Below are 13,275 nucleotides of genomic sequence, written 5' to 3'. Positions count from 1 at the left end.
TGAAAGGATATTTATATGGCAGGAGTAACATTGCTAATACCCATACTACTGCCTGTTATTGCCGGGTTATTTGTCTTTCCCATGAAGGACGCTAAAGCAAGAAAAATTTTAATTTCCGTTATTCTTGTGTTAAATGCGGCCATAGTATGCGGAATGGCCTTTACGGACGGATTGAGACTCAATCTGTGGACCATTGCGGATAATATGGTAGTCGGATTTCAACTTGATTCGGTATCTAAATTCTTTGCTTGTATAATGGCAATAATATGGATGTTAGTAGCATTTTTTGCCTATGAATATATTCAGCACGAAGGTGATGAATCAAGATTTTTAGGCTTTTACACAATGACCGGCGGCATTCTCGTAGGACTGTGCTATTCGGGTAATCTGATTACTCTCTACATGTTCTTTGAGATTATGTCTATAATGACTGTTCCGCTTGTAATTCATTCCAGGACAAAAGAAGCTATTGCTGCCGGAATGAAATATCTTGGATATTCCATTTTCGGAGCGGGCTTCGGTTTATTCGGACTTTTCTTTATTAACAGATTTGCCGGAGGAAATCTCATATTCCGTCCGGGAGGTGTCCTCGATCCTTCATTGGTGGAAGGACATGAGACGTTAGTGCTTGTTGTTACATTAATAATGGTTATCGGATTCGGTGCAAAGGCGGGTATGATACCGCTTCAGGCATGGCTTCCGACCGCCCATCCGGTAGCACCTGCACCGGCTTCGGCAGTGCTTTCGGGTATCATTACAAAGGCGGGAGTGCTGGCGATTATAAGAGTTTTATTTTATCAGGTCGGCCCTGAAATGCTTCGGGGAACCTGGGTGCAGTATATGCTCATAATTCTTGCTTTGACAACGGTATTTGTGGGCTCTATGCTGGCATTTAAGGAGAAACTTCTTAAAAAGAGACTTGCGTATTCTTCGGTCAGTCAGGTTTCATATGTATTGTTCGGATTATTTCTGCTTACACCCGCATCGGTGGAAGGAGCACTTCTTCAGGTGGTATTCCATGCGATTGCCAAGAATATATTATTCTTATGTGCCGGAGCAATTATCTATAAAACACATAAGACATATGTATATGAGCTGCGAGGTATAGGCAAACAAATGCCGATTGTAATGTGGTGTTTTACAATCGCATCGCTTTCGCTTGTCGGTATACCTCCGTTTGCGGGATTCTTCAGCAAATGGTATCTGGCAACGGCATCTCTTGCTCCGGAGTTCGGAGCTTTGGGAATAGTGGGCGCCGCAGTATTATTGCTTTCGGCTCTGCTTACAGCAGGATATCTGTTCCCTATTGTTCAGACGGCATTCTTCCCGGGCAAAGACTATAATTATGAAGGACTCGTTAAGACGGAACCAAACGCTTATATGACGGTACCGCTTATAATATTATCGGTACTTGCGCTGGGGCTCGGAGTTATGCCTGTGGGACTGACCGATGCAATAAGCGGAATTATTTCAGTTATATTACCGGTTTAACCGTAATGATTAATATTTAGAAGGGAGTAAATATGGCGGCATTGCTTTTAATACCGATTATTTTTCCTATTGTTATGGGATTTATACTCATGTGCAACGGGATAAAAGATAATCGAAAAAGACATATATATGTAGCAATGGTTTGCATTGCTAATATGATTCTTGCAATCGTATTTATGTTTACTGTACCTGAACAATCCTTTACGGTGATACGTTTTTCGGAAATCGTTAGTATAACCTTTAGAGTGGATGGTTTATCTACAGTATTCGGAATGATCGTTTCCACACTTTGGGTGGTAACGGCGTTTTATGCATTTGAATATATGTCACATGAACATAATGAAAATAAATTCTTTTCATTTTTCATTATTTCATTCGGTGTGATTATGGGAATTGTATTCTCAGCCAACTTAATCACAATGTATCTGTTTTACGAATTGCTCACGGCCGCAACATTGCCTCTTGTTATGCATGAGATGGACAAAAAGGCGGCGTCTGCCGGCAAAAAATACGTTATTTATTCGATAACGGGAGCGAGTTTCGGTTTTATCGCAATTATGCTTCTGATGAACTTCGGAGTTTCGCTTGATTTTGTATATGGCGGAATTTTGACGGATATTGCTAAGATTGCAGGTCATGAACAGTTATTGCTTGTCGGATTTATATGTGCATTTTTCGGCTTTGGCGTAAAAGCGGCAATTTTTCCGTTTTTCAACTGGTTGCCGAGCGCCGGCGTTGCTCCGACACCGGTTACGGCACTTCTTCATGCCGTAGCGGTTGTTAATGCCGGTGTATTTGCGATTATGAGAGTTACATATTACAGCTTCGGCACGGAGTTGTTATACGGAACATGGGCTCAGTTTGTCTGCATGCTTGCAGCCATAATAACAATAATATTCGGTTCTTCCATGGCTCTAAGGGAAAATCATATTAAGAGGCGACTTGCCTATTCAACGGTAAGTAATCTTTCATATATGTTGTTTTCTCTTATGATTATGACTCCTGAGGGACTGGTAGGCGGTCTGACTCACATGATGTTCCATTCGGTACTTAAGATTACATTGTTCTTTGTTGCGGGTGCAATTATTGTAACAACGGGAAGAGAATATGTAGATCAGTTAGCGGGCTTCGGAAAAACAATGCCTGTAACAATGGCTGCATTTACAATATGTTCTCTCGGGCTTATCGGCGTACCTCCTCTTATGGCTATAACAAGTAAATGGATGATCGGAACGGCAGCTGCGAACACGGATTTGGTTCTTTCTTATGTCGGTATCGGTGCACTTATAATTTCAGCCGTACTTACATCTTTATACCTGTTCCAAATTATTATCAAGGCATATTTCCCTGATAAGGGATTAAACCTTGAGAGAATGAACAGGGGAGTTAAGGATCCGGGAAAATGTATGACAATTCCTATGATGGGACTCAGTGTCGCATCAATCGTAATCGGAGTATATCCGACGCCGTTTATAAATATGTTTCAGCATATAGCAGGTATTTTATAAACAAATACACATAAGGAGGTGAGATAAGCTTGTCAGGTAATTTACTTATATTGTTTTTGGTATTCTTTCCGTTTGCGGCGGGACTTGTTAATTATATACTCGGAAGACACAGCAAGGCCGGCAGAGACAGAGTGGCCGTATTAATTACCGCGATTGAGCTTGCTGCGGCCATAGTCCTCGTGGCTATGTCGTTTGAAACCCCTACTGATTTATATTGGGAAGGATTTGCGGGATTCGGATTGCACTTCAGAGCGGACGGGTTCAGACTGGTAATGATTATGATAGCCGGTATAGCATGGTTCTTTACCACGGTTCAAAGCATTGAATACTTTAACAGATTAAGCAGCCGAAACAGAAACAGATACTATATGTTTATGCTCTGGACTCTCGGAGCGACGATGGGAATATTCCTTTCGGCTGATTTATATACAACATTTATATTCTTCGAGGTTATGACATTTACATCATATGTTCTTGTTATTCACGGAGAATCCGAAAAAGCGATAGATGCGTCAAAGAGCTATTTGGGATTCGGTGTGTTCGGCGGTCTTGTAACACTTATGGGACTGTTTATGCTTAAAGCAAATATCGGCACTTTAGAAATGGATCAAATTCTGGATGCAATAAAAATGTCGGGAGCAAATTACGGAATTATACTTGCATCGGGTTTACTTATATTAGTCGGATTCGGAGTCAAAGCGGGAATGTATCCCCTTCATACATGGCTTCCAAAGGCCTATGTGGCGGCTCCGGAGCCTGCCACGGCGTTGCTTTCCGCAGTGCTTAGTAAAGCCGGTATATTCGGTATATTCGTAGTAACCGGTCAGGTGCTTCTCCATGACTATACATGGGGATTGGTTATTCTTATAGCGGGAACCCTTACCATGCTCACGGGAGCAATGCTTGCGGTATTCTCCGTTAACTTTAAAAGGACGATTGCATGTTCTTCCATGTCCCAGATAGGTTTCATTCTTGTGGGAACAGGAATGCAGGCAATATTGGGAGAACATAATGCCATAGCGGTACAGGGATCTGTATTACATCTTGTTAACCATTCGTTTATTAAGCTTGCGCTGTTTATGGTCGCAGGAGTGATATTTATGAATCTTAAGGATTTCGACCTTAATAAGATACGCGGATGGGGCAGAAATAAGTGGCTTATTAAGTTAGTGAGCGGATCGGCAATTCTGGGCGTAGCAGGTGTACCGTTTTTTAACGGTTATATCAGTAAAACTCTTATACACGAGAGTCTTGTTGAATATATTGCAATGTTTCCGGAAACCACCGGTATGGCGGTAATATTTAAAATAATAGAGGCGTTGTTTATATTTACAGGCGGACTGACATTCTGTTACATGCTTAAAATATTTACGGCAGTATTTATTGAGAAGAATAACGACCCTGAACTTCAGGCCGAATATGACGGGAAATCAAAGTATACGAGTGTTCCCGTAAAGATTCTGCTTGTGATACTCGGAGTATTATTCCCTGTAATCGGAATATTACCGCACTTCACACAGGATGTTATCGGGGAAATGTCACAGCATTTCTTAAACGGTCACGGTTTGGAAAAGGAAGTTGCATATTTTTCATGGACTAACATCAGCGGAGCTCTTGCTTCTCTTGCTATCGGAGCATTGTTCTACTTCCTCATAGTAAGACCTTGTCTGATGAAAAAGAATGCGGACGGTAAAAAGGAATATATCGATGCCTGGAACTATGGATTGGATATGGAAAAATATTTTTATCGCCCTGCTCTTCTCACGGTTTTACCGTTTATCGGTGCATTTGCCGCAAGACTTGTGTTCATAGTCGGAGACGGCATAGCATGGCTTTATAAGTCGCTGTTCTTTATTAACAGACCGGAGAGATTTAATCCTAAGGAAGAAGATGAATTTGCGCTATATGAAAAGCCTCAAAAAGCGGAAAAAGTTCCGAGAGGAATTTCATACAGTTTGTTATTGTTTGTAATAGGTATGGTTGCGGTATTATATTTCATAATCCTTGTAGCTTTCAATTAATAATTTAATGTATTTGCACGACAGTGCTTATGCTTTCGGATAATTAAGCGGATGTTTGCTGTATAACAGTGACATCCGCTTTTTGTTAGAAATGTATATGAGAACATAAGGTTATTTCACTTACCATTACTTACTGATTGATAAGTTGATAAAAGGGAATATTTATAGTATTAATTAAACAGATATGTGATTTAGTATTAAATGTATGCGGTATGGAAACTTGCGCAGGTATTTTATAATCTGACTAATATTCAGGAGAGGATGTATATATCCGGGATATATACACAGGTAAATAATTATGAGTTTAAATGAAACACCGGTTTCCGAACGTGTTCAAATAGGGTTTCTCGGAAATGTAAATGCAGGTAAATCTTCACTCATTAATGCCGTAACGGGACAGGATATTTCAGTGGTATCGGAATTTAAGGGTACAACAACTGATACGGTAAAAAAAACCATGGAATTACACAAGGCGGGGCCGGTGGTTTTAATTGATACTCCCGGCTTTTCGGATGACGGAGAAATCGGTTCTCTCAGAATGAAGGCTGCACGAAAAGCCCTCGATACCGTAAATATAGCGGTAATAGTCACAACGCCTCATGAAACGGAGAGTAACATCGAGCCGCTGTTAAAACTGTGCAATGAGAGGAACATTCCATACATTACCGTGTGTAATAAGATTGATGAAGCAGAGATTGAGACAACCGACATACGTGCCGATATATCGGTTTCTGCCACTGAGAACATACGTATTGAAGAGCTAAAACTGCTTTTGGAAGAAAAAATAATTTTGTTTAACGAGAGAAAAGAAGAGAGATTTATTATTTCGGATAGGCTCAAAAAAAATTCATTGGTAACCCTTGTCATTCCAATTGATGAATCTGCTCCGAAGGGGAGATTAATACTTCCTCAGCAACAGGTTATAAGAGATATACTGGCTGCTGATTCACAGGCCGTCTGTGTAAAGGATACCGAACTGGAAGAATTTATGAAAAACGGAATCGGCAGATATTCGGATTTGGTCATTACCGACAGCCAGGTATTCGGATTTGTGGATAAAATTGTTCCGAAAGACATTCCTCTTACTTCATTTTCCATTCTTATGGCCAGATATAAAGGATTTCTGGAAATGGCATTGGAGGGCGTTTATCACATCGATAACTTAAAGGACGGAGACAGAGTATTGATTTCGGAGGGGTGTTCTCATCACAGACAGTGTGAAGACATAGGATCCGTTAAAATACCGAAATTATTAAAAAAATATACAGAAAAAGAGCTCTCGATCGAGCTGTCGAACGGTACATATTTTCCGGAAGATCTTGCGGGTTTTGACCTGGTTATTCACTGCGGCGGATGTATGTTAAGCGAAAAACAGATTTTGAGCCGCATGAAGCACATACATAACAGCGGAGTAAAAGTAACCAATTACGGAACGGCAATCAGTTACATGAACGGTATACTGGAAAGAGCCGTTAAGATATTGGAGGATTGAGTAACGAAACAACTTAATACGTTGAGAATCGGACAAAGCAGATATTTATTCAACAAATTAGGGACTAAAACATTTTATTGTGATATATTGGTCATAGCATATATTCATATCGGAAGAAGATAGAACCGGACAAATAATGTGCCTGTTTTTTAACTATCTTCACTCTGTCAATGAGGAGGCTTATTATGAAAAAAATATTATTAACAATTGCAGGTGTTGCGGCATCGGGTGTAATTTTTGCGGGATGCGGAAACGGCGGAAGTCAGCCTGAGACAACAGCGGCTTCCACTGAGGCTGTTACAACGCAATCCGTGCCTGAAACAACAACAGCCGTTGAAAGCACGGCAGCTGTTACGGAACCGGCGTCTAAAGAAATTTATACGGATGAAAGTACGGCATATAACATACAGGTTAATAAGTATTATACCGGATATTTAAGACACGGTAATCTGGAGTATAAAAACTCTTCGGGAGAATCATATGAATATGATTTAGAAGATAATGTATCCACCCATACCATAGAGGCAAAGATAGATTCGGAGATGACGGAATTTGATCAGGTGTTGGATCAGGGAAGAACAGAAGATAACGGCAAGACAGTGTATTATGTATACGGAAAAGATGATTCAAAATATGAAATGGTTGCATATAAATATGTCGGTCCGTCCGGAGACACAAGTTCGTATGCAGAACTCAAAGTTGAAAGAAACAGCGAATTCGCTCCTAAAGATGCATTGGCTTTACTTGGTGATGAATACATCACGGTAACGGCTAAATAATTATTTAAATAAAGAAAAGTGCGAAACGGCGGATATGAATACGTATAAATGTTTCATATCGGTTGCTTCGCGCTTTTTGATTTTATAATATTATGATTACGGTGCCGAAAGTCAGACACCGCACACGCCTGCATGCCGGCAGCGGGATGACTTATCAATGTACTTTTGACACTTATATCATATTATTAAAAAACGGTATAAAATAACTGACCGTTATGTCGTTTATTATGCGGTTGAATATGGGAATAATGTTGTATTGAGGTTATTATGAGTACTAATACGGAATTGATTAAAAAACTGAGAAAAGATACTATATTGGGTTACGGTGAGTTAAAACAACTTCTTACAACTCTCACAAAAGAAGACGAGGAGTTCTTATATTCACAGGCAAGAGAGGTAAAAAAAGAAATATACGGCGATGAAGTATATATCCGAGGACTTATAGAATTTACCAATTATTGTAAAAAAGACTGTGTGTATTGCGGAATAAGAGCGAGCAACAGGAACGCCGACAGATACAGACTTTCATTTGATGAGATTCTCGAATGCTCGGATATTGGTTATGGTTTGGGATTCAGGACCTTTGTGCTTCAAGGCGGAGAAGATCCCTTTTTTACCGACGATTATATGTGCGATATTATTCGTTCAATTAAGCAGCTACACCCTGATTGTGCAATTACACTTTCAATAGGTGAAAAGAGTCATGATTCATATGTTAAGTTCTATGAAGCGGGAGCGGACAGGTATTTGCTCAGACATGAAACAATAAACGAAGAACATTACAGTATGATACACAGCCCTTCACAGAGTATTTCCGCAAGAGTGGAGTGTCTTAAGGATTTGAAAGCAATAGGATATCAGGTGGGCTGCGGAATTATGATAGGTTCGCCATATCAGACTGTTGATAACATTATTGAAGATTTGCTTTTTATGAAAGAATTTCAACCTCATATGATAGGCATGGGACCTTTTATCGCCAATCATGACACACCATTTGCGGACATGCCAAACGGAAAGATAGAAGATACGCTGCACGTTCTTGCAATTACAAGGCTTATGCAGCCTAATGTGCTTCTTCCGGCAACAACGGCACTCGGTTCTTTACACCGAACAGGCAGAGAACAGGGTATACTTGCCGGAGGCAATGTAGTAATGCCTAATCTCTCTCCTACAAGCGTAAGAGCGAAATACGCATTATATGACGGTAAAATATGTACCGGTGACGAAGCTGCGGAATGCATTATGTGTCTTACACGACGGGTTGAAACAACGGGAAATCATATTGCAAATGTCAGAGGAGATTCAAAAGTCAAATTCAAAAATAAAACCCCGATTTTTTGATGGAGGTCAGAACGTCATAATTATGAAAAATATAAAGAAAGCATCAATATTTGCGGCTGCAGCGGGTATAAGCGTCATTTTAGCCGGTTGCGGCACTAGCGAAACAAATACTTCCTCCGGGGGAGGAGAAGCCGAAGTCACTTTGGCAACGGATTACGTTTCGGACAGGTATCCGGGAATAACAATAAGTGACGCAAAATATGATGCTGCAAACGGTATAATAATCGCTACGGTCAAAAATGACAGCGATAACAGAATCGATCAGGCGGTAATAGACGGTACGATAGATATTGCAAAGCAGGACAGTGCAGGAAATGAAATAGATGATCCTGTTGATATACGAAGGTATTTTTCCAGTGAAAATATAATATATGCCACAAAAAGACTGGCTGTTGATATTCCGGCTCACGGTTCAAAGGAAGTGAGGCTGCTTGTATTGGATGAAGGCTCACAATACAGAAGAAACATGACATCTCCGAAATTATTTCTGAGTGAATGTGTCATAAGAAATGTCGGGGAAGATGCGGAAGTCGGAAAGGAATACTATGCGGATGCAAGTGAATATTCAATTGACGGCTTTGATTTTAATTTATCGGGAGAAAATGTTCTGGACATAACCGTAACAAATAAATCGGCTTATAAATGGAAAAGCGGAATTATAGCATATTCATATGTAAATGACGCAGGCGTAAAGAAATATTCTTACGCAGATATCACAGAAGTTAATCCGGGAGAAAAGGTAAAATGTGAACATATTTTATCTGAAAACGGTAAAGATTTTGCGGTTGATCATATTAGTTTCGAACCGGAGAATAATTGAGGACAACTCACGTAGAAATTTTAAACAATATAAATATTTAATATAAAACAAAAGCTCGGACTCAGGTTGATATAACCTAACTGTCCGAGCTTCTGTTTATTGTATGTGTATGTAATTTGTGTGTTTAGTATGTGTATGTGATATGTGATTTATATTTAAATTTTTAATTAATCCTTCTTAGGGTAGAATCCGCTTGGAGAACCGCTTAAGTTGATAAGGATGTTTTTCATCTGTGTATAGTGCTCTAAGATAACCTTATGAGTCTCACGTCCGATACCGGATTTCTTGTAACCGCCGAACGGAGCGCCTTCAGGAATTGCATTGTATGTGTTAACCCACATACGACCTGTTTCGATGGCACGTGACACACGGATTGCTCTGTTAAGATCATTTGTAAATACCGCGCCGCCGAGACCGTATTCGCTGTCGTTAGCCATAGCGATTACTTCTTCTTCAGACTTAAACTTAATGATACATGCAACAGGTCCGAAGATTTCCTCTCTTGCGACTCTCATATCATTAGTTACATCTCCGAGAAGTGTAGGACGAATGAAGCATCCGTTCTCAAGTCCGTTTTCAGTAAACTGTTCGCCGCCGCAAAGAACTTTAGCTCCTTCTTCCTTACCGATCTGTACGTAGCTGAGGATTTTGTTCATCTGACGCTTGTCAATCTGTGCACCCATCTGTGTATTAGGATCAAGTGGATTACCTACTGTTATGCTGTTAAATCTCTTAACAAGTTCAGGTACGAACTTATCATAAATATCTTCATGAACAAAGATTCTTGAGCCTGCACAGCAAACCTGGCCCTGGTTGAAGAGGATACCGAGCTGAGCGCCGTCAAGAGCCTGCTCGAAGTCACAGTCAGGGAAAATGATGTTTGCTGACTTACCGCCTAATTCAAGAGTAGCAGGGATAAGCTTTTCGGCAGCTGCCTTGGCAACGTTGTAACCTACCTCTGTTGAACCTGTGAATGCGAGCTTGTCAAATCCTTCATGGTCAAGGATATACTGACCTGACTTAGAACCTGAACCTGTTATTACATTAAATACGCCTGCAGGTAAAACATCCTGAACGAGCTTAGCAAATTCGAGTACGCTGAGAGGTGTTGTGCTTGATGTCTTAAGAACCGTAACGCAACCGCTTGCAAGTACAGGAGCGAGTTTCCATGCACCCATGAGGAATGGGAAGTTCCATGGAACAATCTGTCCTACAACGCCGATAGGCTCACGAAGAATAAGGCTTAATGTATTGTTGTCCAATAACTTGGCACTGTCTTCTTCTGCGATGATAGCTGCCGCAAAATAACGGAAGTGCTCAGCTGCCAAAGGAACATCAACTGCCATTGTTTCTCTGATTGGTTTACCGTTATCCATTGATTCAACTGTTGCGAGGAATTCGGCATTTTCGTCGATGATATCCGCGATTTTATTAAGTATCTTAGCTCTTTCCTTAACTGTTGTGTTCTTCCATGTCTTAAATGCTTCTCTTGCTGCTTTAACAGCTGCATCTACGTCTTCTTTTGTAGCTTCTGCAACTTCAGCGAGAAGAGAACCGTCAACAGGGCTGTATGTCTTTACTGTTGCGCCGTCTGATGCGTCTTTCCATTCGCCGTTAATAAATAACTTGTATTTTTCCTGTAATTTAACTTCCATAAGAGACCTCCTTCATAATCATAACCTACGATTTGGATATGGTTTAGATATTTAATTAAAAAATAATATGGGTTAATTTCCTTAACTCAATTAGCTTACGCTCATAATATACTTTCAACCTGTTGCTTGCAAATACCAAAAAATATATATTTTATAGAACCAGCATATATCATGTGAGTTTATGAGAACAAAAGGGAGGGAAGAAAGGCTGAAAAAAATAAAATATATGCATAAAAGGAGCATTAAAAATATTGACAAAAACAAATTTTCGTTTTATTCTTTGAGCAGGATTTCTGTTATTGAAATCCGATTTGATATCTTTATATTTTTCTTTATTCTATCTTATATTTTCTTATGAACGCTCTGTTCAAACATATTCGAACTTTCATGTAATTCATTCAAACATACCGGAAATTTTCATGTAATTCATTCAAACATACCGGAAATTTTCATGTAATTCAACCGTTCAAACATATCAGAAATTTTCACGCAATTCATTCAAACATACCGGAAATTTTCACGTAATTCATTCGTTCAAACATATCAGAAATTTTCACGTAATTCATTCAAACATTTTCAGAATATTCTTATGAACAAATCGTTCAAACATGTTTAAAACAGGTAATAATATGCACATAGGTGACATAGTAAACAACAGATATAAAATATCGGGAATTATCGGGCATGGAGCATTAAGTACCGTATATAAAGCATTTGACATGAAACTTTGCATAGATGTTGCAATAAAAGAGTCCGACAATGCTTATTCCGCGGAGGTTATGAGGGAAGTAACCGTATTAAATGAATGCAGACATCAACATATTCCGAGAATAACAGACATCTTATATTCCGATACGTCAATCTTAATTATTGAAGACTACATTGAAGGCAAAAATATCGGCGAGATATCGGCAAACGATGCACTGTCTGGTAAACAGATTTTTAAAATAATTATGCAAATTTTGTCGGTATTGGAATATTTGCATAACCATGATCCGCCGATTATTTATGCTGATTTAAAGCCCGGTAATATTATTATTTCAAAAGATTTTAAAGTTTATCTTGTCGATTTCGGAGCGGCGGTTTATCGCGGCAACAAAGAAATTTGGGGAACATACGGATATGCGTCTCCTGAACAGGTTTTGACCTGCTCGGCAGATGTCAGAACGGATATATACTCTTTTGGAAAAACCTGCATTGAACTATACGGTTTATCAAATAAAAAGATAAACAGGAATATTTACAACATTTTGTTAAAATGCATTTCTGCAGACAGGGACAAGAGATATAAAAGTATATCCGACGTAAGACATTCTCTTGAAGAACTGAAAAAAAGAAACAGAAGAAAGCATTATTTTAACATCATTACAATCATATTGAGCTTACTTATTATTGTTTTTCTTCAGCAGCTGATAAGAGAATCATCCCTTGAAAATTATGTTGAGACCGAAAAAATGTATGACATTACGGGCGATAATCCCGGTAAACGAGCCGAAGCATATATTTTATCACTGAAAGACAACCCATCGGATATTCAGAGTTTCAGATCTCTTATTTATGAGTATAAGTCTGATTTTGTTTTTTCCGAAGAAGAGGAACGTGAATTAAAATCCGCTGTATATCCTAATATCGGAAAATTAAAAAAATCAAGTATTTATGGGGAAATTTCATATGAAATCGGTATTTTATATTGGTATTATTACGGCGAAGTATTTGATTTGCACAACATAGATAATATAAGAAAGGCAATGTATTGGATATCGCAGTCTTCCGATGAAAGAGCCGATATATATAAGAAAGTCGGAGGGGTGATACTTAATTCACAGAATATGATAAAAGAAGGAAGTTCGGGGGATATTTTAAAGAATATTGAATATTTTGACAGTTTGTTGGACTTTGGGGAGGAAAACGGCAACCCTGTTATTATTTACAGATGCAGCATATTGATTTTAAGCGCCGTAAGCAGGTTAGGGCCTGAAATCGGAAAATCCGAAGAAACAGTCGGAAAAGTGTCGGATATGATTAAAAGAATAAAGATATTAAATGCACATTCAGAAAATGAACATGTAAACTTAGATAAATTAAATGAGGTGATTAAAACAACTGAAACGGTGGTGAATAAGTATAAAAATATGTAGATATAAAAAAATAATTAAAATTATTTGCGG

9 protein-coding genes are annotated in these 13,275 nt (G+C 39.0%); 8 read left to right on the top strand and 1 reads right to left on the bottom strand.

What is annotated here, in order from left to right; translation table 11 throughout:
* Positions 1–15 precede the first annotated feature (15 nt).
* The 7 genes from ACYQ1N_RS00840 (at position 16) to ACYQ1N_RS00810 (ending at position 9,452) form a co-directional block, all read left to right on the top strand.
* Positions 16–1,491, top strand: a complete 1,476-nt coding sequence (locus ACYQ1N_RS00840; protein WP_459831580.1) for a complex I subunit 5 family protein — start codon at positions 16–18, stop codon at positions 1,489–1,491.
* A 32-nt stretch (positions 1,492–1,523) separates the two neighbouring features.
* On the top strand, positions 1,524–2,999 hold the full coding sequence (locus tag ACYQ1N_RS00835; RefSeq protein ID WP_459831577.1) for a complex I subunit 5 family protein: 1,476 nt from the start codon (positions 1,524–1,526) through the stop codon (positions 2,997–2,999).
* Positions 3,000–3,028: 29 nt separating this feature from the next.
* Positions 3,029–5,020, top strand: a complete 1,992-nt coding sequence (locus ACYQ1N_RS00830) for a complex I subunit 5 family protein (RefSeq protein WP_459831574.1) — start codon at positions 3,029–3,031, stop codon at positions 5,018–5,020.
* Between the two features lie 298 nt (positions 5,021–5,318).
* Complete coding sequence (hydF, locus tag ACYQ1N_RS00825; RefSeq protein ID WP_459831572.1) at positions 5,319–6,512, top strand: [FeFe] hydrogenase H-cluster maturation GTPase HydF; 1,194 nt, start codon at positions 5,319–5,321, stop codon at positions 6,510–6,512.
* A gap of 185 nt (positions 6,513–6,697) precedes the next feature.
* The gene (locus ACYQ1N_RS00820) at positions 6,698–7,291 is read left to right on the top strand and encodes a hypothetical protein (protein WP_459831569.1); all 594 of its coding nucleotides are present in this window, start codon (positions 6,698–6,700) and stop codon (positions 7,289–7,291) included.
* A 267-nt stretch (positions 7,292–7,558) separates the two neighbouring features.
* Positions 7,559–8,632, top strand: a complete 1,074-nt coding sequence (gene hydE / locus ACYQ1N_RS00815; RefSeq protein ID WP_459831566.1) for a [FeFe] hydrogenase H-cluster radical SAM maturase HydE — start codon at positions 7,559–7,561, stop codon at positions 8,630–8,632.
* A 22-nt stretch (positions 8,633–8,654) separates the two neighbouring features.
* Positions 8,655–9,452, top strand: a complete 798-nt coding sequence (locus tag ACYQ1N_RS00810; protein ID WP_459831563.1) for a hypothetical protein — start codon at positions 8,655–8,657, stop codon at positions 9,450–9,452.
* A gap of 167 nt (positions 9,453–9,619) precedes the next feature.
* Here the strand turns inward: ACYQ1N_RS00810 and ACYQ1N_RS00805 are convergent, their stop codons facing one another.
* Positions 9,620–11,107, bottom strand: coding sequence for an aldehyde dehydrogenase family protein (locus tag ACYQ1N_RS00805; protein ID WP_459831560.1), 1,488 nt, complete (start codon positions 11,105–11,107; stop codon positions 9,620–9,622).
* Positions 11,108–11,736: 629 nt separating this feature from the next.
* Here ACYQ1N_RS00805 and ACYQ1N_RS00800 point away from each other — a divergent pair.
* The gene (locus ACYQ1N_RS00800) at positions 11,737–13,245 is read left to right on the top strand and encodes a serine/threonine-protein kinase (RefSeq protein ID WP_459831558.1); all 1,509 of its coding nucleotides are present in this window, start codon (positions 11,737–11,739) and stop codon (positions 13,243–13,245) included.
* The last annotated feature ends 30 nt before the right edge of the window (positions 13,246–13,275 follow it).

This window comes from Howardella ureilytica (assembly GCF_054657495.1).
Note: the sequence above shows the minus strand (reverse complement) of the source record. Positions and strands in the feature narration are given on the sequence as shown.